At 68.9% G+C, this 25,626-nt stretch carries 21 protein-coding genes and 1 tRNA gene; 12 read left to right on the top strand and 10 right to left on the bottom strand.

Features of this window, described 5'->3' with window-relative positions:
• Positions 1 to 279 precede the first annotated feature (279 nt).
• Positions 280 to 600 carry a DUF397 domain-containing protein gene (locus tag EF387_RS17480; RefSeq protein WP_338058111.1) on the top strand — a complete coding sequence of 107 codons (321 nt, stop codon included), beginning with the start codon at positions 280 to 282 and terminating at the stop codon, positions 598 to 600.
• A 71-nt stretch (positions 601 to 671) separates the two neighbouring features.
• On the opposite strand, the gene EF387_RS17475 is transcribed toward EF387_RS17480, so the two are convergent.
• The 4 genes from EF387_RS17475 to EF387_RS17460 form a co-directional block, all read right to left on the bottom strand.
• A complete protein-coding gene (locus tag EF387_RS17475; protein ID WP_162467159.1) occupies positions 672 to 1,544 on the bottom strand; it encodes a helix-turn-helix domain-containing protein in 873 nt (290 codons plus the stop codon).
• Positions 1,545 to 2,004: 460 nt separating this feature from the next.
• A complete protein-coding gene (locus EF387_RS17470; protein WP_128377476.1) occupies positions 2,005 to 2,883 on the bottom strand; it encodes a hypothetical protein in 879 nt (292 codons plus the stop codon).
• Positions 2,884 to 3,065: 182 nt separating this feature from the next.
• Positions 3,066 to 4,223, bottom strand: coding sequence for a metallophosphoesterase (locus tag EF387_RS17465; RefSeq protein ID WP_128377475.1), 1,158 nt, complete (start codon positions 4,221 to 4,223; stop codon positions 3,066 to 3,068).
• Positions 4,224 to 4,791: 568 nt separating this feature from the next.
• A complete protein-coding gene (locus tag EF387_RS17460) occupies positions 4,792 to 5,904 on the bottom strand; it encodes a LacI family DNA-binding transcriptional regulator (protein WP_128377474.1) in 1,113 nt (370 codons plus the stop codon).
• Positions 5,905 to 6,332: 428 nt separating this feature from the next.
• Between EF387_RS17460 and hisC the strand changes: the two genes are divergently transcribed.
• The 4 genes from hisC to cydD all read left to right on the top strand — a co-directional run bounded on the left by hisC (position 6,333) and on the right by cydD (position 13,868).
• The gene (hisC, locus tag EF387_RS17455) at positions 6,333 to 7,412 is read left to right on the top strand and encodes a histidinol-phosphate transaminase (RefSeq protein ID WP_128377473.1); all 1,080 of its coding nucleotides are present in this window, start codon (positions 6,333 to 6,335) and stop codon (positions 7,410 to 7,412) included.
• A 259-nt stretch (positions 7,413 to 7,671) separates the two neighbouring features.
• The gene (locus EF387_RS17450) at positions 7,672 to 9,180 is read left to right on the top strand and encodes a cytochrome ubiquinol oxidase subunit I (RefSeq protein ID WP_128377655.1); all 1,509 of its coding nucleotides are present in this window, start codon (positions 7,672 to 7,674) and stop codon (positions 9,178 to 9,180) included.
• Between the two features lie 16 nt (positions 9,181 to 9,196).
• Positions 9,197 to 10,201: a cytochrome d ubiquinol oxidase subunit II gene (gene cydB, locus EF387_RS17445; RefSeq protein ID WP_128377472.1), complete on the top strand. Its 1,005-nt coding sequence runs from the start codon at positions 9,197 to 9,199 to the stop codon at positions 10,199 to 10,201.
• A 52-nt stretch (positions 10,202 to 10,253) separates the two neighbouring features.
• Positions 10,254 to 13,868 carry a thiol reductant ABC exporter subunit CydD gene (gene cydD, locus EF387_RS17440; RefSeq protein WP_128377471.1) on the top strand — a complete coding sequence of 1,205 codons (3,615 nt, stop codon included), beginning with the start codon at positions 10,254 to 10,256 and terminating at the stop codon, positions 13,866 to 13,868.
• 107 nt (positions 13,869 to 13,975) lie between these two features.
• On the opposite strand, the gene EF387_RS49435 is transcribed toward cydD, so the two are convergent.
• The gene (locus EF387_RS49435; RefSeq protein WP_274388946.1) at positions 13,976 to 14,107 is read right to left on the bottom strand and encodes a hypothetical protein; all 132 of its coding nucleotides are present in this window, start codon (positions 14,105 to 14,107) and stop codon (positions 13,976 to 13,978) included.
• On the opposite strand from EF387_RS49435, the gene EF387_RS17435 reads away from it, so the two are divergent.
• Complete coding sequence (locus EF387_RS17435) at positions 14,106 to 15,152, top strand: M23 family metallopeptidase (RefSeq protein ID WP_128377470.1); 1,047 nt, start codon at positions 14,106 to 14,108, stop codon at positions 15,150 to 15,152. The genes EF387_RS49435 and EF387_RS17435 overlap by 2 nt on opposite strands.
• Positions 15,153 to 15,449: 297 nt before the next feature.
• Here EF387_RS17435 and EF387_RS17430 read toward each other — a convergent pair whose 3' ends face one another.
• From EF387_RS17430 to EF387_RS17420, 3 genes are all read right to left on the bottom strand, one after another.
• Positions 15,450 to 16,337, bottom strand: coding sequence for an HAD-IIB family hydrolase (locus tag EF387_RS17430; RefSeq protein ID WP_162467158.1), 888 nt, complete (start codon positions 16,335 to 16,337; stop codon positions 15,450 to 15,452).
• Positions 16,338 to 16,415: 78 nt separating this feature from the next.
• Positions 16,416 to 17,327 carry an LLM class flavin-dependent oxidoreductase gene (locus tag EF387_RS17425; RefSeq protein ID WP_128377468.1) on the bottom strand — a complete coding sequence of 304 codons (912 nt, stop codon included), beginning with the start codon at positions 17,325 to 17,327 and terminating at the stop codon, positions 16,416 to 16,418.
• Positions 17,328 to 17,565: 238 nt separating this feature from the next.
• Entirely contained in the window at positions 17,566 to 18,114 is a 549-nt protein-coding gene (locus tag EF387_RS17420) for an RNA 2'-phosphotransferase (protein WP_128377467.1), read from the bottom strand.
• A gap of 314 nt (positions 18,115 to 18,428) precedes the next feature.
• On the opposite strand from EF387_RS17420, the gene EF387_RS17415 reads away from it, so the two are divergent.
• The 6 genes from EF387_RS17415 (at position 18,429) to EF387_RS17390 (ending at position 22,672) form a co-directional block, all read left to right on the top strand.
• On the top strand, positions 18,429 to 19,406 hold the full coding sequence (locus tag EF387_RS17415) for an ABC transporter ATP-binding protein (protein ID WP_128377654.1): 978 nt from the start codon (positions 18,429 to 18,431) through the stop codon (positions 19,404 to 19,406).
• Entirely contained in the window at positions 19,396 to 20,301 is a 906-nt protein-coding gene (locus EF387_RS17410; RefSeq protein ID WP_128377466.1) for an ABC transporter permease subunit, read from the top strand. Before EF387_RS17415 ends, EF387_RS17410 begins: the two co-directional genes overlap by 11 nt.
• A complete protein-coding gene (locus EF387_RS17405; protein ID WP_128377465.1) occupies positions 20,298 to 21,209 on the top strand; it encodes an ABC transporter ATP-binding protein in 912 nt (303 codons plus the stop codon). The genes EF387_RS17410 and EF387_RS17405 overlap by 4 nt, the downstream gene beginning before the upstream one ends.
• A gap of 13 nt (positions 21,210 to 21,222) precedes the next feature.
• Entirely contained in the window at positions 21,223 to 21,942 is a 720-nt protein-coding gene (locus EF387_RS17400) for an ABC transporter permease (protein ID WP_128377464.1), read from the top strand.
• Positions 21,943 to 22,086: 144 nt separating this feature from the next.
• Positions 22,087 to 22,323 carry an SGM_3592 family protein gene (locus tag EF387_RS17395; RefSeq protein ID WP_128377463.1) on the top strand — a complete coding sequence of 79 codons (237 nt, stop codon included), beginning with the start codon at positions 22,087 to 22,089 and terminating at the stop codon, positions 22,321 to 22,323.
• 264 nt (positions 22,324 to 22,587) lie between these two features.
• A tRNA-Ser gene (locus EF387_RS17390) sits at positions 22,588 to 22,672 on the top strand.
• 218 nt (positions 22,673 to 22,890) lie between these two features.
• Here the strand turns inward: EF387_RS17390 and EF387_RS17385 are convergent.
• The gene (locus EF387_RS17385) at positions 22,891 to 23,700 is read right to left on the bottom strand and encodes an HAD family hydrolase (RefSeq protein WP_128377462.1); all 810 of its coding nucleotides are present in this window, start codon (positions 23,698 to 23,700) and stop codon (positions 22,891 to 22,893) included.
• Positions 23,697 to 24,974 (bottom strand): serine--tRNA ligase, encoded by a 1,278-nt coding sequence (gene serS / locus EF387_RS17380; RefSeq protein ID WP_128377461.1) that lies wholly within the window; start codon positions 24,972 to 24,974, stop codon positions 23,697 to 23,699. The genes EF387_RS17385 and serS overlap by 4 nt, the downstream gene beginning before the upstream one ends.
• Positions 24,975 to 25,626: the final 652 nt, after the last annotated feature.

Genomic DNA, 25,626 nt, shown 5'->3' with positions numbered 1-25,626 from the left:
GGATGCCCTCTGCTTCCAGTTCCTTCGGCTGGTCGTGTTTGCGGTGTGGCCCTCTCCGATGGAGTCGCTAGACTCCATGACAGAGCTCCTTTCGGTTTGCCAGATGAGGACGCTCGGCGTGAGGGAGTCCGCGGCCTGATGCTTGCCGGCTGGGTCGCAGGGCTCCCTTTTGCTGTGCTGGTTCGGTGATTAATCGGGTTCTTTTCGGCCAACTGTTCGTGCAAACATGCTGGCGATTTATGTGTTTATAGTGCATTTACCTCCATTTATCATTATGTGATGTGCGCCCGGTCGTCTCTTGGCAGTGCTGGTGGTGACGCTCATACTGAATTCGATGCTGGAAAGCGATGGCGTCGCCACCTCGTTTGGTTAGGACATGGGGGTTGCATGCGGCTCGACGGTACTGAAGGCCGGTGGCGAAAGAGTTCGCACAGTGCCCAGGGGAACTGTGTTGAAGTAGCTATCGGCCGTGATGTAGCAGTGCGCGATTCACATGACCCCGACGGGTCTTCTCTGGGTTTCAGTGCATATGCCTGGTCTTCTTTTCTGCTGGGTCTCGATGGCGCTGAACCCTCCTCGTCGGTAGGACCCGGCGCATGAGCGATGCTGGTCGATGAGGTGATGCCAGGACCGCGGCCAGTGATCTCATCCGTCATCGGCTCCCCATGCCTTCACTCGCCGAACAGGAAATCCCTGGTCACCTCGGTTGCCACCCCCTTTTCGACCTTCCAGAAGTCGTCCAGATAGTCGGTGGGACGGCGGGGTGATGTACGCCCCAGGGCTTTCTCGCTGAGAATCGCCTCGCCGTCCGCGTTTTCCAGATAGGCGACCATGTCGTCTTCGTCGCCGAGGAACTCGAAGAGCACATACGGCGAACGGAACTGCGGGTAGATGCCTGCGCTGAATGGGACCGTCAGCACGGTTACGTTCGGCATCTCATGAACCGTCAGCAGTTTTTCGTACTGCTTTTTCATGGTCCCCTCGGATCCAACGATCCTGCGCACCGCGGCTTCGTCCAGGATGAAGAAGATTTCGGGTCCATCGGGTTGGATGAGGCGGTCCTGACGCTCGAGCCGAAGCTGCACCAGCTGTTCCATGCGTTCGTCACCGGTACCGAGACGTTGCAGGACCTCCCGGGCGTATTCCTCGGTCTGCAGCAAACCGGGTACGAGGTTGGACTCGAAGTTGCGAATGATTGAAGCGGAGCTCTCGTATCCCAGGTACATCTCGAAGTCCGGTGAGACCCAGGAGCGGAAGCTCGCCCACCACGGCGGACGCCGGGCCGCCCGTGCCATTTCGGTCAGTGCGGCGACCTGTTCCGGGTCGGTGATCCCGTAGTGCGTCAGCAGGACGCGTACGTCGGTGACGGACACGCCCACGCTTCCGGCCTCGATTCGGATCACCTTCGAGGGTGACCAGTCCAGCTGCTCGGCGACCTCCCGCTGCTTCATTCCTGCGCTCTCCCTAGCCTTCTTCAGGCGGTCGCGCAGTCGTGCTCGCTGGAATCCCGGCTCTTCCTGGACCACTGGGCTCTCCGTCTCCACGCAGCTGACGTTGTCAGTCGGTAGGCTATCCGCCCCTAAGCGGTCCGACACCCCGCTTTGGGCCTCTCGGCGGTCCGCCCTTAGGCTGTCTGCCGCCCACCGGAGCGACTCCGGGCTCTCGGCTGTGAGTCCAGCTGCCCGGTTGCCCAACGCCCTCATGCTGCTTGCCTTCGTACGAAGTGCCTCATGATGGTCTGCCACATAGCACATAGCATGCTCTCTGCCGGTGCATAAAACAACCCCACCTGCGAATTCATATAACAGCGGGAATTCTGAGGTTTTATGCGCATAGAAATGTAGGCGATTTTCATGTGAAAGCAAGGGGTTGGGGTGCTGCTGATGCGTGACGGAGTCATGATGCCGTGAAATCGGAGAATAATTGGGGCAGTGCGGTATCAAGGGACAAAAAGGGGACTGATCGGCGGCAGGGCGTCTGCCGCCGATCAGTCTGTTACGGCTCCTATTCGGGAGCGTGCTCCGGTCCCCCGAAGTCCGGGCTGGTGAAGTCCGGGCTGGTGAAGCTGGGGCGGGGGCCGGCGGCCGGTCCTCCGTCGGGGCTGCTGAAGCCCGGGCGGTGGTAGCCCAGGTGGGGGATGCGGCCGGTCGGCGTCGGTGCCGGTGGTGCCGGACGGGCCAGTGCCGCCGATGCCGGATCCGCGAGGGCGTCCCGGAGAAACGGCAGGATGCCGCGCTCCAGAAGCGCCTCACGCCAGGCTTCCCTGGCGTGTGTCAGCTCCTCGTTCAACTCGCCGTGCGCGTCCGCCTGAAGAGAGGAGGCGCTGTTGCGCAGGGCGGTGAGCAGGAGACCGACGGCCGCGACCAGGATCGCCGCGGCGGTGATGGCGCCGAAGACCCATCCCGTGGTCAACAGTGTCTGGGCGAAGGCCGGCTCGGGGGTGAGCATCTTGAGGATGTAGCCGACGAGCAGGAAAATCGCGGCGGCCGTCCCGGCGAGGACGGGTGCGAGCACCGCGACGACTGCGACCGCCCCGGCTCCCGCGGTCTCCGTGACTTCGCCCACGGTGGCAGCGAGCCCCACCGAGCCCGGACCCTGCTCCGCGGAGCTGCTGGTTCCGTCACGGACGGGCGGGGTGGACGGCGCCGGACGGCGCAGTTCCTCGCGGACCTTTACGTAGTGCTGGTACTCGGTCGCCGCGGCCGCCGTGATGATTGCGGTGGCGTTGAGCGCCATGGTGCGCAGCTGTTCTGTATTCAGCCGCTGTCGGCCAGCGGCTGGTTCCGGACGGTGTGGTGCGGAGCGCAGCGCCTCATCGAGGATCCGCTCGTAATCCTGGCGGTCCTCGTTCATCAGGTGCTGCGGAACGCTGTTCATGTGCATCCCCCGATGCTCCGTAGGGCTTGGGGCTCGCATGGTTGTGAGCCGTCGGGCAGAAACGGAGGGGAGCCTGCTACGGATAAGCCGATGGTAGAGCGGCGACGGCACACGGTGACAGGGGGTTTCCAGAAATCACCTGCTGGCCTGCGCCTGTTCCCCGGGCTGGACGCCTGCCCGGAGAAACCTCAGCTATCCAGGGGGAGTTGCTGGACCAGCAGTTTTCCGGCCATGGTCACGCCGCCGTCCATCGCGATGGCGAGGCCGTCGGCGTAGATGTGCGGTCCCGCGACCACGGGTTTGGAACTGTCCTCGTTCTCCTCGGTGCCGACCTCGCCGAGGAGATAGGGAATAGGGCTGTGACCATGGACGATGCGTGAACCGCCATAGGTGTCGAGCAGTGAACGCACCGCTTCGGAACCACCGTCGTCGCGGAACGCGAAGCGCTTGGTGAACTTCCGGAAGAGGTCCCAGCATTCGTCGGCGTCGTTGCGGGTGAGTGCGTCACGAACGGTGTCGTTGACGGCTTCGATCGAGTCGCCGTAGTCGAGGTAGGCGGTCGTGTCGGAGTGGACGAGCAGATGCCCGTCCTCCAGCTCGATCGCGTCGAGCCGGGCCATCCACTGGAGGTGGTGGTCCTCCAGGCGTTCCATGTCGGTCTTCTGGCCGCCGTTGAGGAGCCAGGCGGCCTGGAAGGTGGCGGTGCCCGCGCCGGAGTTGACGGGAGTGTCGCCGAACCGCTTGGCCCCGAGCAGCAGCAGCTCGTGGTTGCCCATCAGCGCCTTGCAGTAGCCGCCCGCCGCGGCGGCCTCGGCGGACAACCGCATCACCAGGTCGATGACGCCGATGCCGTCCGGGCCGCGGTCGGTGAAGTCGCCGAGGAACCACAGCCGGGCCGTGCCCGCCGCCCAGTTGCCGTCGACGTCGATGAGGCCCTTCTCACGCAGCGCCGCGATCAGTTCGTCGAGGTAGCCGTGCACGTCACCGACGACGTACAGCGGGCCGGGACCGTTCGCCCCCTGCGGAGCCTCCTCCGGATCGACGGTCATCTGGAGGGTGTCGCCACGGTTGATCACCGGCAGGTCGCGCTGGGTCGGCGTGTAACCCTCCGGCTCCTCGGCGTGATCGCCGCCCTCTCCGGGCGCGGATCCCTTCGCCTGAGGTGCGGCCGGGTAGGGATGGGCCTGGTCGGAGGGGGACTGCTGCTCCGGCAGGTACGGCGCCGGGAGCGGGCCGGGCGGCATCTGCGGCGTGTGCGGACCGGCTTCGTGCACGTACGCGGGCACGCGGAAATCACGCACCGTCGGCGTTCGCACCTCGGGTCCCTGACCGGCCCCCTGAGTCATCGACCCCTCCACCACCATCGCGCCGCATCTGCACCGCATCGGACTGCCTGGTCGCAGCGGTCCGCGGTGTCGTGCGCCCATCATAGGAATGCGGATCGCGCCATGTGATGACCCAGGGGTGGTGAAATGGCGCTGCACCCCGGTTCACTGCGGTTTTCGCCCGAATTAGGCGGTGCTTCCCCCTGGCACCGCGCCCCGCGTCCGACCGGACGCAGAGGCTCCGCCCGGAAGTGCGCCCACCGGGCGAGGCGGGGCTGGACCGTGTGCCGCACCGGGGGCCCGAGCTTCCGCGGTGGGACCGGGCACCGGGAACGGAGGCCTGTGGGGCCGTGAAACCGGGGTGAACGCCGGAGAAACACGGGTACCGGTGCGGTGATCCCCCCGGCCGCCGGCCGGGGTCGACCGCCCGGGCATCCGGCACCGCTGCCCGGAGCACACCACGCACAAGACTGCCGCGAAGTGTCCGAAAAGCCCCTACCCGTCGTGGTTGACAGCCCGGCCACCACCGTCGGGGCCCAGCTGCCGTCGGCGACCATGAGAGCCGTTCCCGCGCCCGCCCTCCTGGCTCCTATCCCCCCTCGGGCCCCCGCGGCGCGCTGACCGTCGTCCTCGGCGACCTCCGCTCCGACGAGGTTCGTACGATCAGTTCGGTCGGTATCACCTGCTCGACCGGATGGTTCGACTCGACCCCCTCGATCGCGTCGATGAGTAGCTGCACGACTGCCGTGCCGATCCGGCGCGGTTTCAGCGAGAGCGTCGTGACCGGCGGCTCCGTGTTGGCGTACACGGCCGACTCACTGCAGCACACGAGCAGCAGATCCTCGGGGACGCGTAACCCGTACCGGCGGGCCGCGGCCAGCAGATCGGTGCCGTTGGGGTCGAACAGTCCGTAGACCGCGTCAGGACGGTCGGGCCGGGCGAGCAGCCGGTCGGCGGCGACGGCTCCGGCGCACGGATCGTGCGCCGGATAGGCCTCATACACCGGATCCTGTCCCACGCGCTCGCACCAGTGCAGGTAAGCGGTGGTGGAGAGGTGCGTGTACGTGTCCGTGGTGGTGCCCGTGAGCAGGCCGATCCGGCGGGCGCCCGCGTCGGCGAGGTGATCCAGGATGCCGAGGACGGCGGCCTCGTGGTCGTTGTCCACCCAGGCGGTCACCGGAAGGGCTCCTGCCGGGCGGCCGTCGGAGACCACGGGCAGACCCTGCCTCACCAGCTCGCTGACCACCGGGTCCTGATCCGAGGGATCGATGACCACGGTTCCGTCCAGGGCGACGTTCGACCACACGTCGTGGCGCGAGGTCGCGGGCAGGATGACCAGCGCGTACCCCCGGGCCAGCGCGGCCGATGTCGCGGCTCTCGCCATCTCCGCGAAGTATGCGAACTCCGTGAAGGTGAAAGGTTCATCCCCGTACGTCGTCACGGTCAGTCCGATGAGTCCGGACTTGCCGGTGCGGAGCGTGCGGGCCGCGGCGGACGGCCGATAGCCGAGCCGGTCGGCGACTTCACGGACATGGCGTCGAGTGGCGTCGGGGAGCCGGCCCTTTCCGTTGAGCGCGTCGGAGACCGTCGTGATGGAGACCCCGGCGGCCGCGGCCACGTCTCTGATGCCTGCCCGGCCCGGCCGGCTTCCTCGGCGGGAGGTCTCCGCCCGGCTCACCTGGTGCTTCCCTGCTGCTGTCATGGCGAGCCGATAGTAGGGCTCATGCGGTGGGGTAGGGCGGACGCATATGCACTCGTTGACAGGCACGTTTCTGCATGGCGGAAGGGGGCAATGACCTTGGATCGCAAGGGAGTTGCACGATCCAGTAGCAGTACGTGACTTGTCGGCGCGCGCGGGCCTGCCAAGTGGGTCATGTCTCGAAGAGGTCTCAACTCACCTTCACGAGGGATGCGCGCCACGGCGCGAGCCACCGGCGCGCGCCGAAGTGGATGGCGCGCCCCCCGTTTCGTACGCCTTCGTACGCCGATGACCACCACCCCGTGCGCCGGTGGCCGCCATCCCCCCGTCGCGGAGGCGGCCGTACCCGCGGCCGAGCCGTTCGCAGACGGCCCGAATCCTCATAAGGTGAGCAGTATTGAAAGCGCATGGTGGTCATGAGGAGGACTGCGGTGAGCGAGACGAGCCCCAAGCTGCGTGCCGTGCTGGAGGGTATCCCCACCTACAAGCCCGGCAAGCCCGCGGCGGTCGGCGGTCCGGTGACGTACAAGCTGTCCTCCAACGAGAACCCCTATCCGCCGCTGCCCGGGGTGATGGAGACCGCGATCGCCGCGGCCGGGTCCTTCAACCGCTATCCGGACATGGCGTGCACCGCGCTCATGAACGAGCTGGCGGACCGTTTCGGCGTTCCGCTGAGCCATCTGTCCACCGGCACCGGCTCGGTCGGCGTCGCGCAGCAGCTGGTCCAGGCGACGAGCGGGCCCGGTGACGAGGTGATCTACGCCTGGCGCTCCTTCGAGGCGTATCCGATCATCACCCAGATCAGCGGGGCACGGTCCGTCCAGGTGCCGCTGACCGAGGGCGATGTGCACGACCTCGACGCGATGGCCGACGCGGTCACCGACCGGACGCGGCTGATCTTCGTCTGCAACCCCAACAACCCGACCGGCACGGTGGTGCGCCGGGCCGAGCTGGAGCGGTTCCTCGACCGGGTGCCGAGCGATGTGCTGGTCGTCCTCGATGAGGCGTACCGCGAGTTCATCCGTGATCCCGAGGTGCCGGACGGCGTCGAGATCTACCGTCGGCGGCCGAACGTCTGTGTGCTGCGCACCTTCTCCAAGGCCTACGGCCTCGCGGGCCTGCGGGTGGGCTTCGCGATCGCCCACGAGCCGGTGGCGGCGGCGTTGCGGAAGACCGCCGTGCCGTTCGGTGTGAGTCAGATCGCACAAGAGGCGGCGGTCGCCTCGCTGCGCGCCGAGGACGAGCTGCTCGGCCGGGTCGGCTCCCTCGTCTGCGAGCGGAACCGGGTGGTCGAGGCACTGCGCGACCAGGGCTGGACCGTGCCCGAGACCCAGGCGAACTTCGTGTGGCTGCGACTCGGGGATCGTACGACCGACTTCGCGGCCTTCTGCGAGAAGTCGGGCGTCGTGGTCCGGCCGTTCCCGGGTGAGGGGATGCGGGTGACGATCGGCGAGGCGGAGGCGAACGACATCTTCATCAAGGCGGCGGAGACCTTCCGCAAGGAACTCTGATCGCGCCTGATTTCTCGGTTTGGAACGTGCCCCGGTCTCCAGGACCGGGGCACCGTCGCGTCTACGGGCCGACCGGTCCAACCTCCCGATGACCTTTGGTCCCCGGCAGGGGACACCCCGCCCCTCACGCGGCGCCCGGCCATGCGTCATAATTGCTTGTGAATGTGAACGCGTTCACAAGCGCCTTCTCGCGATGTCGCATGGGCGAGACGGACTGCCGTTGTGACCACGGCGACGGAAGGAGATCGACGACGTGGAACTGAACCTGGCCCTGGCGCCGGAAACGCTGGCGCGCTGGCAGTTCGGCATCACCACCGTCTACCACTTCCTCTTCGTCCCCCTGACCATCTCGCTCGCCGCGCTCACCGCCGGCCTGCAGACGGCCTGGGTGCGTACGGAGAAGGAGAAGTACCTCAAGGCCACCAAGTTCTGGGGCAAGCTCTTCCTGATCAACATCGCGATGGGCGTCGTCACCGGCATCGTGCAGGAGTTCCAGTTCGGCATGAACTGGTCCGACTACTCGCGCTTCGTGGGTGACGTCTTCGGTGCCCCGCTGGCCTTCGAGGCCCTCATCGCCTTCTTCTTCGAGTCCACCTTCATCGGGCTGTGGATATTCGGCTGGGACAAGCTGCCGAAGAAGGTCCACCTGGCCTGCATATGGATGGTCTCCATCGGCACGATCCTGTCGGCGTACTTCATCCTCGCGGCGAACTCCTGGATGCAGCACCCCGTCGGCTACCGGATCAACGAGGCGAAGGGCCGCGCCGAGCTCACCGACTTCTGGCTGGTCCTCACCCAGAACACCGCGCTCAGTCAGGTCTTCCACACCCTGTCCGCGGCCTTCCTCACGGGCGGCGCGTTCATGGTCGGCATCGCCGCCTACCACCTGGCCCGCAAGAAGCACATCCCCGTGATGAAGACCTCGCTGCGGCTCGGGCTGGTCACCGTGGTCGTCGGGGGCCTGCTCACCGCGATCAGCGGTGACGTGCTCGGCAAGATCATGTACGAGCAGCAGCCCATGAAGATGGCCGCCGCCGAGGCCCTGTGGGACGGCGAGGAGCCGGCGCCCTTCTCGATCTTCGCCATAGGTGACGTCGACAAGGGCCACAACAAGGTCGCGATCGAGATTCCGGGCCTGCTGTCGTTCCTCGCCAAGGACGACTTCACCTCGTACGTGCCCGGTATCAACGACGTCAACAAGGCCGAGCAGGAGACGTACGGGCCCGGCGACTACCGGCCCAACATCCCGGTCGCCTACTGGGGCTTCCGCTGGATGATCGGCTTCGGCATGACGTCCTTCGCCCTCGGCCTCCTCGGTCTGTGGCTGACCCGCAAGAAGTTCCTGCTGCCGGGGCATCTGCGGGTGGGCGACGACGAGGTGCCGCATCTGTCGCTGCTCCCCGGCCGGGCGCTCGGTCCGACGCTCACCAAGTGGTACTGGCGCATCGCAATCCTGACCCTGGGGTTCCCGCTGATCGCCAACTCCTGGGGCTGGATCTTCACCGAGATGGGCCGCCAGCCGTGGGTCGTCTACGGAGTGCTGCAGACCCGCGACGCGGTCTCCCCCGGCGTCTCCCAGGGCGAGGTCCTCACGTCGATGATCGTCTTCACCGCGCTCTACGCGATCCTCGCCGTCGTCGAGGTGAAGCTGCTCGTCAAGTACGTGAAGGCCGGACCGCCAGAGCTGACGGAGGCCGACCTCAACCCGCCCACCAGGATCGGCGGCGACTCCCGGGACGCCGACAAGCCGATGGCCTTCTCCTACTGAGGCCGAGGGAGCTGTCATGGAACTTCACGACGTCTGGTTCGTCCTCATCGCCGTCCTGTGGATCGGCTACTTCTTCCTCGAGGGCTTCGACTTCGGGGTCGGCGTCCTCACCAAACTGCTGGCCCGCAACCGCCCGGAGAAGCGGGTTCTGATCAACACCATCGGGCCGGTGTGGGACGGCAACGAGGTCTGGCTGCTCACGGCAGGCGGCGCGACCTTCGCCGCCTTCCCCGAGTGGTACGCCACGCTTTTCTCCGGCTTCTACCTGCCGCTGCTGCTCATCCTCGTCTGCTTGATCGTCCGTGGTGTCGCTTTCGAGTACCGGGCGAAGCGCCCGGAGGAGAACTGGCAGCGAAACTGGGAAGAGGCGATCTTCTGGACCTCGCTGATCCCGGCGTTCCTGTGGGGCGTGGCCTTCGCCAACATCGTGCGTGGCGTGGAGATCAACTCCGATCTGGAGTACGTGGGCGGTTTCGGTGATCTGCTCAACCCGTACGCCCTGCTGGGTGGACTGGTCACCTTGGCGCTGTTCACCTTCCACGGGACGGTGTTCGTCGGACTGAAGACAGTGGGTGAGATCCGGGTACGCGCACAGGGCCTGGCCTTGCGTCTGGGGCTGGTGACAGCCGGACTGGCGCTCGTGTTCCTGCTGTGGACACAGGCCGACAAGGGTGACACCGCGTCCCTGGCCGCCCTGATCGTGGCGGTGGTCGCGCTCCTGGTGGCTCTGGGGGCGGTCAAGGCCGGACGTGAGGGCTGGGCGTTCGCACTGTCAGGACTCACCATCGTGGCGGCCGTCGCGATGCTCTTCCTGACGCTCTTCCCGAACGTCATGCCGTCCTCGCTCAACGCAGACTGGAGTCTGACGGTGACCAACGCCTCTTCCAGCCCGTACACGCTGAAGATCATGACCTGGTGCGCCGCGGTCGCGACGCCGGTGGTGTTGCTCTACCAGGGCTGGACCTATTGGGTCTTCCGTAAGCGGATCGGCACACAGCACATCGCGGACCCCGCGCACTGAGTCCGACAGAGAGCCGTGTTTCACGTGAAACACGGCTACTCGACCGAAGGGCATGTTCCACGTGAAACCGATAGACCCGCGTCTCCTTCGATACGCCCGCGCCACCCGGCTCTTCCTCCTGGCGGTCGTAGGGCTCGGCACCGCCGGTGCGGCGCTGGTCATCGCCCAGGCCATGCTGATCGCAGAGGTGGTCGTCGGGGCCTTCCAGCAAGGGCTGACAGCTGCAGAACTCCGCACGCCGTTGCTGCTGCTGGTGGCCGTGGCCTGCGGGCGGGCGCTTGTCGCATGGCTCACCGAACTCGCCGCCCACCGGGCCAGCGCGGCGGTGAAGTCGGAACTGCGGGGCCGGCTGCTGGAGCGGGCGGGCGCCCTGGGGCCCGGGTGGCTGAGCGGGCAGCGGACGGGCTCCCTGGTCGCGCTGGCGACGCGCGGCGTCGATGCCCTCGACGACTACTTCTCGCGCTATCTGCCGCAGTTGGGGCTCGCGGTGGTGGTGCCGGTGGCGGTGCTGGCACGGATCGTCACCGAGGACTGGGTGTCCGCGGCGATCATCGTGGGGACCCTGCCGCTGATCCCCGCCTTCATGGCGCTGATCGGCTGGGCGACCCAGTCGCAGATGGACCGCCAGTGGCGGCTGTTGTCCCGCCTGTCGGGCCACTTCCTCGACGTCGTCGCGGGACTGCCCACGCTCAAGGTGTTCGGACGGGCCAAGGCGCAGGCGGAGTCCATCCGGCGGATCACCGGCCAGTACCGGCAGGCGACCATGCGGACACTGCGCATCGCCTTCCTGTCGTCCTTCGCACTTGAACTCCTGGCCACCATCTCGGTCGCCCTGGTGGCGGTGACCGTCGGAATGCGACTCGTCCACGGTGAGATGCACCTCTACGACGGACTGGTCATCCTCGTGCTGGCGCCCGAGGCGTATCTGCCGCTGCGGCAGGTGGGGGCCCAGTACCACGCCGCTGCGGAAGGCCTCGCCGCGGCAGAGGAGATCTTCGCGGTGCTGGAGCGGCCGTTGCCGGCGTCCGGGACCGGGCCCGTGCCGGCCGGCGGTCTTGCGTTCCAGGACGTCACCGTCCGCTATCCCGGGCGGTCGGCCGACGCGGTGACCGATGTCTCCTACTCGGTGGAGCCCGGGGAGACGGTCGCCCTCGTCGGGCCGAGCGGGGCGGGCAAGTCGACGCTGCTCAACGTGCTGCTGGGGTTTGTGGAGCCCACAGCGGGGCGGATACGGGTCGGGGGAGCGGATCTCGCTTCCGTTGACCTTGACCAGTGGCGGTCCAGGATCGCGTGGGTCCCTCAGCGACCCCATCTGTACGCGGGGTCCATCGCCGAGAACGTACGGCTGGCCCGTCCGGACGCGGACGACGAGGCCGTACGGCAGGCGCTCGCCGACGCGGGCGCCCTGGGTTTCGTCGATGCGCTGCCCGACGGGGTGAGCACGGTCCTCGGTGAGGACGGCGCCGGGCTCTCAGCCGGTCAGCGTCAACGACTTGCTCTGGCCCGCGCGTTCCTCGCCGACCGGCCGCTCCTGCTGCTCGACGAGCCCACGGCAGCCCTCGACGGGGCCACCGAGGCCGAGGTCGTCGAGGCGGTGCGCCGACTGGCGGTCGGGCGGACCGTGCTCCTGGTCGTCCACCGTCCCGCGCTGCTGGGCGTGGCGGACCGGGTGGTGCGGTTGGAGGAGGCCTCCGCTGCATCCGGCGCCGGGCGTACTGACGCCGTGCCGGATCGTCGGCTCGAAGAGCCCCACGGTGCGGGTGAGGACGGCAAGGCGGCCCTGTCCGCATCGGAGACAGCTCCGCCCGCATCGGAGACGATCCCGCCCGGGTCGGAGGCGGCCCCGCCCTCTTCGGGCACGGCTCCGCGCACCCCCGAGGCGGCCACGCAGGCACTCGAGGACAGCGGTGCGCGGCCGGACATCCTCGCCCGTGTACGCGCCATCGCCGGCCCTCGGCGGGGGCGCCTCGCCCTGGCTCTGCTGTTCGGCAGTCTCGCCCTCGGCAGTGCCGTGGGGCTCATGGCCACCTCCGGGTGGCTGATCTCGCGGGCCTCCCAACAGCCGCCGGTGCTCTACCTCATGGTCGCCGTGACCGCCACGCGGGCCTTCGGCATCGGGCGGGCCGTCTTCCGCTACGCCGAGCGACTCGTCTCGCACGACGCCGTCCTGCGGATGCTGGCCGACACGCGGGTCGCGGTCTACCGGCGGCTGGAGCGGCTGGCGCCCGCCGGACTGCGCACCACTCGGCGCGGTGACCTGCTGTCGCGGCTCGTCGCGGACGTGGACGCCCTGCAGGACTACTGGGTGCGCTGGCTGCTGCCCGCCGGGGCCGCGGCCGTGGTGTCGGCCGCCTCCGTCGGCTTCACCGCCTGGCTGCTGCCCGAGGCGGGCGTCGCGCTCGCCGTCGGCCTGCTCACGGCGGGCGTCGGCGTCCCGCTGCTGAGCGGTGCCGTCGCCCGGCGGGCGGAGCTCCGGCTGGCTCCCGCCCGGGGCGTCCTGGCCACCCGTGTCGCAGACCTGCTCACCGGCACGGCCGAGTTGACGGTCGCCGGTGCGCTGACCGCCCGCACCGCCGAGGCCCGCCAGGCGGACTCGGCCCTCACCCGTATCGCCTCCCGAGCCGCCACCGCCACCGCCCTCGGCGACGGGCTCGCCGCGCTCGCGTCCGGGCTGACCGTCGCGGCCACCGCGTTCGCGGGCGCCCAGGCGGTCGCGGACGGCCGCCTCGGCGGGGTCGCGATGGCTGTCGTCGTCCTCACCCCGCTCGCCGCATTCGAGGCGGTCTTGGGGTTGCCGCTCGCGGTGCAGTACCGGCAGCGGGTGCGCAGGAGCGCCGAGCGCGTGTACGAGGTCCTCGACGCCCCCGAGCCCGTACGGGAGCCGGAGCGGCCGGGCACCCCGCCCAGCACGCCCTTCCCGCTCCGGGTACGAGGGCTCACGGCGCGCCACCCCGGACAGGACCGGGACGCCCTCGTCGGCCTGGACCTCACCTTGGACCAGGGGCGCAGGGTGGCTCTGGTCGGGACGTCCGGGGCCGGCAAGACCACGCTCGCACAGGTCCTGCTGCGCTTCCTGGACGCCCGGGAGGGGACGTACACCCTCGGTGGCCGGGAGGTGTACGCGTTGGACGGCGACGACGTACGACGGCTCGTCGGCCTGTGCGCCCAGGACGCGCACCTCTTCGACAGCTCCGTACGCGAGAACCTGTTGCTGGCGCGCAGGGAGGCGACCGAGGAGGAACTGCGCGAGGCCCTCGGCCGGGCGCGGTTGCTCGACTGGGCCGACGGGCTGCCCGAGGGGCTGGACACGCTGATCGGCGAGCACGGGGCGCGGCTGTCCGGAGGCCAGCGCCAGCGGCTCGCGCTGGCCCGCGCGCTGCTCGCCGACTTCCCCGTCCTCGTCCTCGACGAGCCCGCGGAACACCTCGACCTGCCGACCGCCGACGCCCTCACCGCCGATCTGCTCGCCGCGACCGAGGGCCGCACGACGCTCCTGATCACCCACCGGCTGGCCGGTCTTGAGACGGTGGACGAGGTGATCGTGCTGGAGGAGGGACGGGCCGTGCAGCGTGGCCCGTACGCGGAACTGGCGGTGACGGAAGGGCCGTTGCTGCGGATGATGAGGCGTGAGGCAGAGGGAGAGCTGTCGGCCGCGATGGCGACTTGAAGGCTGAAGGAGAGCTGTCGGCCGCGATGGAGACCTGAAGGCTGAGGCCGGCGTCGGCGGTACCTCGGGACGGTGATCTGTGCGCCTGCTTCTGAGCAATCATCAGATCACCGCTCGCCGACGCGCCGCTCGGCCCCCTGTTCGGCCCAGCCCATCTCGACCATCCGAGTCAACCGGTCCCCCAGCCGTACGACTTCGACAGGACCGGAGGGCGTCGCGCGGGTCACGATCCGAGACATGCGTTCAACTCGCCGTCATCCGCTGATCGTCCCGTTCCTGTTGTGCTCGCTCGTCGGTCTCGTCGCCGCCCGCCCCGCCGACGCCCGGAGCGATGCCACCGATGTCGGAACCAGTGCCCTGGTGGCCCGGCTGTACGAGGAGGCGGCTGTGGCCACTCAGCAGTACGTGGCCGGGCAACGGGAGGCGGACGTCGTGCGGGAGCGGGCCGAACATCTGGAACGCCTCCTGGACCGCGAGCGTGCCTCGATCGCCCTGCTGCACGAGGACCTCGGCCGTATCGCCCGCTCGCAGTACCGCACGGGCGGCGGCCTCCCCTACACGGCGCAACTGCTCTTCGCGAAGGACGCCGATGAACTGATGCGGGGTCAACGCGCGGTCTGGCAGGCGGACCTCGCGCTCAACAACGCGGTCGACAAGAGCCGCCGGGCCGAGCGGCGGCTCGCCCGGGACGAGGCGAAGGTCGCCGCCGAGTGGGAGGCGCTGGACCGGCGGAACGCCCAGCTGGCCGACCTGAAGAGCGGCATCGAGGAGAAGCTCGAGCAGGCGCGCTGGACGCTGCAGGGCGAGGCGAACAGTTCGGCGGCGGCGGGCAGTTGCCGGGGTGCCGTACGGCTCGACCAGCCGGAGCCGGAGACGACGCGTGCGTGGGTGCCGCCCGTGGCCGGTTACGCGCTCTCCGCGTCCTTCGGCAGCGGCGGCTCCCGTTGGGCGAACCTGCACACCGGGCAGGACTTCGCGGTGCCCATCGGTACACCGGTGCGCGCGGTGGGCGCGGGACGTGTGGTCCGGGTGTCGTGCGGCGGCGCGTTCGGCATCGAGGTGGTGATCGAGCACGACAACGGCTACTACACGCAGTACGCGCACCTCGCCGCGGTCACCGTCGACCAGGGTGAGCGGGTCGGGCCCGGGCAGTGGATCGCCCAGTCGGGCACGACGGGCAACTCCACGGGCCCGCACCTGCACTTCGAGGTGCGCGTCACCCCGGAGCTGGGCTCCGGGGTGGACCCGGTGCCGTGGCTGGCGGAGCGTGGAGTGACCCTCTGAGCCGGGAGGCCACGCTGTCGGCGACCGCGACCGCGACCGTGCCCCCGGCCGGGACCGCTGAACGGCGACTGTGACGGAAACGGCGTGGTTGCGGCGACCGCGGCCGTGACCCGCAACAGTGGCTGTGACCGTGACCCGCAACAGTGGCTGTGACCGTGACCGTGACCGCGACTGGCGACGGCGAAGCGGCGACCGTGACGGCGCTGGCGACGGCGCAACAGCGACCGCGACACAACCGGCGACTGCGCCGGTTCCATCAGGCGAGCCGCCGGGGACCCGAGCCCGCCGGCTGCTTCCTCACTCCCGCTCGGCCAGCATCCGCTCGATCACGACGGCGACTCCGTCCTCGTTGTTCGCGACCGTCCGGCCCGAGGCGGCGGCGATCACGTCCGGGTGCGCGTTCCCCATCGCGTACGAAGCGCCCGCCCAGGTCAGCATCTCCACGTCGTTCGGCATGTCCCCGAAGGCGACGACCTCCTCCGGGCGGATGCCCCGCTCGGCGCAGCACAGCGCCAGGGTGCTGGCCTTGGAGACTCCGGGGCCGCTGATCTCCAGCAGCGCGGTCGGGCTGGAGCGGGTGACGTTGGCGCGCTCGCCCACCGCCGCGCGCGCCGAGAGCAGGAAGTCGTCCGGCGCCAGCTCGGCGTGGTAGGCGAGCACCTTCAGCACCGGCTGGTCGGCGTCGAGCGCGTCCTCGGAGAGCAGTGCCTCCGCGGCGTCGACGCTCTCCGCGGGCTCCGCGTGCAGCGGCGGGTACCCCGGCTCCAGATGGAGGCCGTACGTCCGCTCGACGGCGAAGACCGTGCCGGGTGCGACCTCGCGCACCAGCTTGACCGCGTCCAGGGCGTTGGCGTGCGCCAGCTCGCGGACCTTGACGAAGCGGTGGGCGCCGGGACCGCCGTGCAGGTCGACCACCGCCGCACCGTTTCCGCAGATGGCCAGACCATGGCCGTGCACGTGGTCGCTGACGACGTCCATCCAGCGGGCCGGGCGGCCGGTCACGAAGAAGACCTCGATACCCGCCTCCTCGGCTGCGGCGAGGGCGGCGATGGTGCGCTCGGACACGGACTTGTCGTCGCGCAGCAGGGTGCCGTCCAGGTCCGTGGCGATCAGCCGGGGAGGAACGAGGGGAGCCGGGTTCTGGGGCCGTCTGGTCGCTGAGGTCACGGGCTCATTGTCCCGCACCCGCGCACACGGCCGTGCCGAGGTCCGCACAGGCGAGTGAATTCCTCCCCTCACCTGCACGGTCGCGCCGGGTACGGGTCAGCCCAGCAGGCCGGGCGCCTCGGTGGCGATCTTCTCGAAGACCGATTCGTCCGCCGCGAAATCGGAGTCCGGAACCGGCATGTGGACCACGATGTCGGTGAACCCCAACTCCTGGTGCCGTCCCGCGAAGTCGACGAAGGCTTCGAGGGACTCCAGCGGACGGGCGCGGTCCGGGGTGAAGCCGGTCAGGAGGATCTTGTCGAGTTCGGCGACGTCCCGTCCCATGTCGTCACAGGCCTCGCCGAGCCTCTCGAGCTGCCCGCGGATGGCGTGGAGGGACTGTTCCGGGGTTCCCGTTTCGTACAGCTTCGGATCGCCCGTGGTGACCCAGGCCTGCCCGTGCCGGGCCGCCGTCCGCAGTCCGCGCGGGCCGGTGGCCGCGACCACGAAGGGGAGCCGGGGGCGCTGGACACAGCCCGGGATGTTGCGTGCCTCGTGGGCGCAGTAGAAGTCGCCCTCGTACGAGACCCCTTCCTTGCCGTCCTCGGTGAGCAGCCGGTCCAGCAGCGGGACGAACTCGGTGAAGCGGTCCGCGCGTTCGCGCGGGGTCCAGGGCTCCCGACCGAGCGAGGTGGCGTCGAAGCCGCTGCCGCCCGCGCCGATGCCGAGCGTGACCCGGCCGCAGGAGATGTCGTCAAGGGAGATCAGCTCCTTCGCGAGGGGCACGGGGTGGCGGAAGTTCGGCGAGGTCACGAGGGTGCCGAGGCGCAGCCGAGTGGTGACGCCGGCGGCCGCGGTCAGGGTGGGCAAGGCACCGAACCAGGGGCCGTCCCGGAAGGAGCGCCAGGTCAGATGGTCGTAGGTGAAGGCGGTGTGGAAGCCGAGTTCTTCCGCGCGCACCCATGCGGCACGGCCACCTTCGTTCCAACGGCGGTACGGCAGGATCACGGTGCTCAGGCGCAGACTCATGCCCGAGAGCGTAAGCGGAGCAGGGCGAGGGCCGTACTGGTGGTTGCTGCCGCGGGCGGCCGGGCCGGGAGTTTCGGCCGGGCCGGGATGTTCTGCGGGCTCTTGGGGAGTCCGGCTCCTGGGTGATACCGGCTCGTGGGTGGGAACGGCTCGTGGCGGGTTCGGCTGGTGTTCGGTATGGCCGCTGAGATTTGTGGCGCGGGCGTTCCGGGCCGGTGCGGGTACGGCGGCCCGCTGCTCAGTGGTCCTGGGGAAAGCGCAGGTAGCGCGGTGGTACGGCCGCGGTGAGCCACACCCCGTTGGCGCTCACGCGGAATTCGTGGCCGTCACGGTGCATCGTCCCCGCGTCGACGGAGAGGACCACGGGACGGCCGCGGCGGGCGCCGACACGGGTCGCTGTTTCGCGGTCGGGCGAGAGGTGGACGTCGTGCCGGGTCATGGGCCGCAGGCCTTCGGCCCGGATCGCGGCCAGACTGTGGGCCACGGTGCCGTGGTAGAGGAGAGCGGGAGGGGTGGCCGAGGGCAGCCCGAGGTCGACCGTGACCGTGTGACCCTGGTTGGCCCGGATCCGGGTGCCGTCGATCGAGAACCGGCGCTTGTCGTTGTGGGCGACCACGTGGTCCAGCTCGGCCCGGGTGAACGGGAAACCATGTGCCGTAGAGGCGGCGATGAGTGTCTCGATCTCGACCCAGCCGGCCTCGTCGAGCGTGAGACCTATCCGCTCCGGCTGGTGCCGCAGATGTTTGGAAAGGTACTTCGACACCTTTACGGTGCGTCTTGCGTCCATGTCCTCAGGGTGCCGGGTGAGCCGGACCACGCGCAGGTGATTTCTTTTGGACGATTCCGCCCCGGAGGTTTGATCCACAGCCAAGTAGGGTTATCCACAGGGGATTTGAAGAATCTGTGGACAACTAGGGGGTTCTTCACAGAGGTTTCGTCCCCCGGCCCGGGCGTGGTTTCCGTCGAAGCCTCGGACGAGATGCGCGTACCTCTTGAGTCCTACCTTCCCCTACGGGTCCGTACGACTGGAGTCTGACAAGGATCCAGCTCCCTGGGGTGACGCTGGTTGTGGTCCTCGCCACTACCGTCGATGACGTGACTGTGATCGCGACCGAAAGCCTGAGCAAGCGGTTCCCGAGGGTGACCGCGCTTGACCGGCTCTCCGTGGACATCGGGCCCGGTGTGACCGGACTCGTCGGAGCCAACGGAGCCGGCAAGTCCACACTGATCAAGATCCTGCTGGGTCTGTCCCCCGCCACCGAGGGCCGTGCCGACGTGCTCGGCCTCGATGTCGCCACCAAGGGTGGTGCCATCCGGGAACGCGTCGGGTACATGCCCGAGCACGACTGCCTGCCCCCGGACGTCTCGGCCACCGAGTTCGTCGTCCATATGGCCCGGATGTCGGGGCTGCCCCCGACCGCGGCCCGGGAGCGCACCGCGGACACCCTGCGCCACGTCGGTCTCTACGAGGAGCGCTACCGCCCCATGGGCGGCTACTCGACCGGCATGAAGCAGCGCGTGAAGCTCGCCCAGGCCCTCGTCCACGACCCGCAGCTGGTCTTCCTGGACGAGCCGACCAACGGCCTCGACCCGGTCGGCCGCGACGAGATGCTGGGCCTGATCCGCCGCATCCACACCGACTTCGGCATCTCGGTCCTGGTCACCTCGCACCTGCTCGGCGAACTGGAACGCACCTGCGACCACGTCGTCGTCATCGACGGCGGCAAGCTGCTGCGCTCCAGCTCCACCAGGGACTTCACCCAGACCACCACGACCCTCGCCATCGAGGTCACCGACTCCGACGAGCACCCGGACGGCACCCGCGCGGTGCGCGAGGCGCTCAGGGCGCGCGGAGTGGACACGAACGACAGCAGCGGGCTGCCCGGCGCCGGACACATCCTGCTGCTCACCGCCGATGGTGAGCAGACGTACGACCTCGTACGGGACGTCGTCGCCGACCTCGGACTCGGCCTGGTGCGCATGGAGCAGCGCAGGCACCACATCGCGGAGGTCTTCCGCGACGACCGGACGACGGACGCGCAGGACGCACGGAAGGAGGCGGTCGGCCATGGCGGTTGAGCAGCCCCTCGCCCCCTCCGGCGAGCAGACCCGGATCCACAACATCGGCTACCGCAACTACGACGGCCCCCGCCTCGGCCGCGCCTACGCCCGCCGCTCGCTGTACTCGCAGTCGCTGCGCGGCGCCTACGGACTCGGCCGCTCGGTGAAGTCCAAGGTGCTGCCGATGCTGCTCTTCGTGGTGATGTGCGTCCCCGCGGCCATCATGGTGGCGGTCGCGGTGGCCACCAAGGCCAAGGAACTACCGGTCGACTACACCAGGTACGCGATCTTCCTCCAGGCGGTCATCGGCCTCTACGTCGCCTCCCAGGCACCCCAGGCCGTCTCCCGCGACCTGCGCTTCAAGACCGTACCCCTGTACTTCTCGCGCCCCATCGAGACCGTCGACTACGTGCGCGCCAAGTACGCCGCGCTGGCCTCGGCGCTGTTCATCCTGACCGCGGCTCCGCTGCTGGTGCTCTACATCGGAGCGTTGCTCGCCAAACTCGACTTCACCGACCAGACCAAGGGATTCGCGCAGGGACTGGTTTCCGTGGCACTGCTGTCGCTGCTCTTCGCCGGCATCGGACTGGTGATCTCCGCGGTCACGCCCCGGCGTGGCTTCGGCATCGCGGCCGTCATCGCCGTACTGACCATCTCCTACGGAGCGGTGTCCACCATCCAGGCCATCGCCTTCGACCAGAACAGCCCCGACGCGGTCCCGTGGATCGGCCTCTTCTCGCCGATCACGCTCATCGACGGCCTGCAGACCGCCTTCCTGGGAGCGTCCTCGTCCTTCCCCGGAGGAGTGGACGTCTCGTCGGCCCAGGGCGTCGTCTACGTGATCGTCGTCCTCGGGATCATCGCGGGCTGCTACGGCCTCCTGACGCGCCGCTACCGAAAGGTCGGACTGTGACAACCCTGAAGATCGACCATGTGTCGCGCTGGTTCGGCAACGTGGTGGCCGTCAACGACGTCACGATGGACATCGGCCCCGGCGTCACCGGCCTGCTCGGCCCCAACGGCGCCGGGAAGTCCACGCTCATCAACATGATGGCCGGCTTCCTCGCCCCCTCCACCGGCTCCGTCACCCTCGACGGACAGCAGGTGTGGCGCAACGAGCAGATCTACAAGCACATCGGCATCGTCCCCGAGCGCGAGGCGATGTACGACTTCCTCACCGGGCGTGAGTTCGTCGTGGCCAACGCGGAGTTGCACGGCCTGGGCACCAAGGCGGCCGACCGGGCGCTGGCCACGGTGGAGATGCAGTACGCGCAGGACCGCAAGATCTCGACGTACTCCAAGGGCATGCGCCAGCGCGTGAAGATGGCCTCCGCGCTGGTCCACCAACCTTCCTTGCTGCTGCTCGACGAGCCTTTCAACGGTATGGACCCGCGGCAGCGCATGCAGCTGATGGACTTGCTGCGGCGCATGGGAGACGAGGGCCGGACGGTCCTGTTCTCGTCCCACATCCTGGAAGAAGTCGAGCAGCTCGCCTCGCACATCGAGGTGATCGTGGCCGGGCGGCACGCGGCCAGCGGTGACTTCCGCAGGATCCGCCGGCTGATGACGGACCGTCCGCACCGCTATCTGGTGCGTTCCAGCGACGACCGGGCTCTTGCCGCCGCGCTGATCGCCGACCCGTCGACCGCCGGGATCGAAGTGGACCTCCAGGAGGGCGCGTTGCGCATCCAGGCCGTCGACTTCGGGCGCTTCACGACGCTGCTGCCGCGCGTGGCACGCGACCACGGCATCCGGTTGCTGACGGTCTCGCCGTCCGACGAGTCCCTCGAGTCCGTGTTCTCGTATCTGGTCGCGGCGTAGGAGGCCGAAGAAGATGTACGACCCCACAGTCGCCCGGCTCACCTACCGGGCCCTGCTCGGCCGTCGCCGGGCGCTCATCCTCGGCGCGCTGCCCGTCCTGCTGATCGCGATCTCCGTGGCGGTGCGCGTGCTGGCCGGCGCCGACGACCAGGTCGCCGCCGATGTGCTCGGCGGGCTGGCGCTCGCCACCATGGTGCCGATCATCGGCGTCATCGCGGGAACCGGCGCGATCGGACCCGAGATCGACGACGGCTCGGTGGTGTATCTGCTCGCCAAGCCGGTCAAGCGGCCCACCATCATCGTCACCAAGCTGATCGTGGCCATCGCCGTGACCATGGTGTTCTCCGCGGTTCCGACCCTGCTGTCCGGACTGATCCTGAACGGCAACGGCCAGCAGGTGGCCGTCGCCTACACGGTGGCCGCCCTGGTCGCCTCCATCGCGTACGCGTCCCTGTTCCTGCTGCTCGGCACGATCACCCGGCACGCGGTGGTCTTCGGGCTCGTCTACGCGCTGGTCTGGGAGGCCCTGTTCGGGTCGCTGGTCTCGGGGGCGAAGGACCTCAGTGTCCAGCAGTGGTCCCTCGCGGTGGCGCAAAAGGTCTCCGGAGGAGACCTGATCACGTCCGACGTCGGGCTGCCGGCGGCGACCGTACTGCTGGTCGTGGTCACCGTGGCCGCCACCTGGTACGCCGGACAGAGGCTTCGGTCGCTGACGCTGGCCGGGGAGGAGTGAGAGAGGGCTCCGCGCCTGCACGCACGCACGCGTGCAGCGCGGAGCCCTCTCCCGGCGCAGGGGGTCCGTTGTCCGTCTTGACGTCGGCTTCACATGCGTATCCGCACACTTGGGCAAGGGGATGCACACGGAGGAGGAACGGGGATGGCCGAGGCAGCCCGGAACGACGATTCGGGGGATGTGGGCGACGCCTGGGACGACGTGGTGCTCGACGAAGACTTCATACGGTCCGCCGACACCAGCGAACCGTCGGCGCGGGCGCGGATGCTGGCGGCGCGGTGGCGCAAGCAGGCACCCGATCCGCAGCCCTGGCGGTCCGACGAGCCGCCGGCGGGGTGGCTCTTCAGCAAGGCCCGGCGGCGCAGGTGGCGCAGGCGTTAGGCCCTGTCGTCCCAGAACCCCGCTGAAGTAATTCGGTGGCGCCCAACGGCTGGTCAGGGCACAGTTGTTGTGTCGACGACGCCGGAACGAGCCGGCGCCACATTCTGGGAGAGGAGCCGACGATGTTCATCGAGAGTACGTCGAGCTCCCTGCAGGGCAGCCCGCGGCGGGTTCCGGAGTAGCTACCCTCCGTCGAGCCCGCCCGCACGGGAGCTGCCCGGGGCGGCCGCTTCGAGCGCGCGACTTCGCGCGGGCCGCCCACCCGGAGGATTGGCCGAGTGGTAAGGCACCGGCTTGCTAAGCCGTGGTCGGGGTCATTCCCGCGCGCGTTCGATCCGCGCATCCTCCGCTGGACGCTGTCGCCGTGACTGGGCGGTTCATTGCTCAGGGTGCCGTGGGGTTCGGCCTTCTTCGGGGCTTCGCCTCGGGCTGGGCCTGGCTTTGAGCTGGCCCTTGCCTTGGGCTGGGACCGGGGCCGGGCTTTCGCCGTGAGGGTGGTGTCCCGGAGGGCATCTCACAGCCGGGCTCCCATGCCGGGGAGGTCTGACCCGTGCCTGGGCCTCCGCGTCAGCTGCCCAGCAGGCGTTCCAGTACCACCGCGATGCCGTCCTCGTCGTTCGAGGCCGTCACCTCGTCGGCCACGCTCTTGAGCTCGTCGTGGGCGTTCTCCATGGCCACGCCGTGGGACGCCCAGGCGAACATGGAGATGTCGTTGGGCATGTCTCCGAAGGCGATGCTTTCCGTGGCCTTCACGCCCAGTCGGCGGGCCGCCAGGGAGAGGCCCGTGGCCTTGCTCAGGCCCAGCGGGAGGAGCTCCACGATTCCCTCGCCCGCCATCGTGACACCCACCAGCCCACCGGCGGCCTGGTGCGCTGCTTGGGCCAGTTCGTCGTCGGAGAGGGTCGGGTGCTGGACGTACACCTTGTTCAGCGGCGCCGACCAGAGGTCCTCCGCACTGGTGATCGGGACGTACGGCAGCGGCCCCTCCTCGTAGCGGTAGCCCGGCCCGACCAGCACATCGCCGTCGAGCCCCGCACGGCTCGCCGCGAGCAGCAGCGGCCCGACCTCCGCCTCGACCTTGGCGAGCGCCAGCCCCGCGATCTGCCGGTCCAGTGTCACCGCAGTCAGCAGCCGGTGCTCACCGGCGTGATAGACCTGCGCGCCCTGCCCGCAGACCGCGAGGCCCTCGTAACCGAGGTCGTCGAGGACGTGCTTCGTCCAGGGCACGGCACGCCCCGTGACCACGATGTGCTGGGCGCCTGCCGCGCTCGCCGCGGCGAGCGCCTCGCGCGTACGGGTGGAGACCGTTGCGTCGGAGCGCAGGAGCGTTCCGTCGAGGTCGGTGGCGATCAGCTTGTACGGGAAAGCCGCGCTCACTTGGCCACGGGCTCCAGGAGTTCCCGGCCACCGAGATACGGACGCAGAACTTCCGGCACCCGTACGGAGCCGTCGGCCTGCTGGTGGTTCTCCAAGATCGCCACGATTGTGCGAGGCACCGCGCACAGCGTTCCGTTCAGCGTCGCGAGCGGCCTGACCTGCTTGCCGTCGCGCATCCGGATCGACAGCCGACGCGACTGGAACTCGGTGCAGTCCGAGGTGGAGGTCAGCTCGCGGTACTTGCCCTGAGTCGGGATCCACGCCTCGCAGTCGAACTTGCGGGCAGCCGAGGAGCCGAGGTCACCGGTCGCCACGTCGATCACACGGAACGGCAGCTCGAGCGAGGTCAGCCACTGCTTCTCCCACTCCAGCAGCCGCTGGTGCTCGGCCTGCGAGTCCTCCGGGGCGACGTAGGAGAACATCTCGACCTTGTCGAACTGGTGCACGCGGAAGATGCCACGCGTGTCCTTGCCGTGCGAGCCGGCCTCGCGGCGGAAGCAGGGCGAGAAGCCCGCGTAGCGCAGCGGCAGCCGGTCGGCGTCGATGATCTCGTCCATGTGGTACGCCGCCAGCGGTACCTCGGAGGTGCCGACGAGGTAGAGCTCGTCCTTCTCCAGGTGGTAGACGTCCTGCGCGGCCTGGCCGAGGAAGCCGGTGCCGGCCATCGACTGCGGGCGGACCAGCGCCGGGGTGAGCATGGGCGTGAAACCGGCGGCGGTGGCCTGCGCGATCGCCGCGTTGACCAGGGCGAGTTCCAGCAGCGCGCCGACACCGGTGAGGAAGTAGAAGCGGGAACCGGAGACCTTCGCGCCGCGCTCGACGTCGATCGCGCCGAGCGTCGCCCCGAGTTCGAGGTGGTCCTTGGGCTCGAAGCCCTCGGCGGCGAAGTCGCGGATCGTGCCGTGCGTCTCCAGCGTGACGAAGTCCTCCTCGCCGCCGACCGGGACGTCGGGGTGCACGAGGTTGCCCAGCTGCAGGAGGAGTTCCTGGGTCTCGGCCGCGGCCTCGTCCTGTGCGGCGTCGGCCGCCTTGACGTCGGCCTTGAGTTGTTCGGCCCGCTTCAGCAGGTCGGCCTTCTCCTCGGCCGAGGCCTTCGGGATGAGCTTGCCGAGCTGCTTCTGTTCGGCCCGCAGCTCGTCGAAACGGACGCCGGACGACCTGCGCCGCTCGTCGGCGGAGATCAGGGCGTCGACGAGTGCGACGTCCTCTCCACGGGCGCGCTGCGACGCGCGCACACGGTCGGGGTCCTCACGGAGCAGGCGAAGGTCAATCACCCCTCAAGGCTACCGGTGTGTGCTTCGGGCTCACGACTCGATAACCCTGTGCGCTCCTTCTGTCGCCTTATGAGCGAAATATCTCACCGGATGCCCGGTCAAGTCAGAGAGCGGCAACCCCTCGGGCCGGTGCGCCCGTAGGTGTCGCGTTGACCGCGAACCCTGTGGTGCAGCCGGATCTGGGCCACGCTGCCGACATGGTTGTCCACAGGGGGTGACCCTTCCCGGAGAGTTATCCACAGGCTGTGCGGAAGATCTGTGGATTTCGGAACTGATCGTTCTGAGCGGTGTGAGCAGGATGAAGAATTCCCGGGTCAAACCGCATATAGCTTCACTTTTGGGTGTAAATAGTTCCCCCAATGGATTGCATGCCGGAAAAGAGTGGACGACGGCCAGGGAACGGAGCTGCGGTCCGAGCATCGCCCAGTGGGGGATTTGTCGACTGTGCGGCGCCAGGTTGTCGACTTGTCCCCAGGTCGAGAAGCAAACCTGTGGATAACTTCTGTGGACAACGCGAACCTGCAGGTCGGACCCCGGTCCGGCGCCTCGGCGTATCCATCGCGAGACTGCAGGGGCTGGTGTGGCTGAAGGGAAAACTACCTGCGGCGGGGAGGGCTGGAAACTGGAGGGGGTCACGGTCGCGCGGGCTGGG

Source organism: Streptomyces cavernae (genome assembly GCF_004023625.1).
Lineage (GTDB): Bacteria > Actinomycetota > Actinomycetes > Streptomycetales > Streptomycetaceae > Streptomyces > Streptomyces cavernae.
This window is presented reverse-complemented; position numbering and strand designations above follow the sequence as displayed.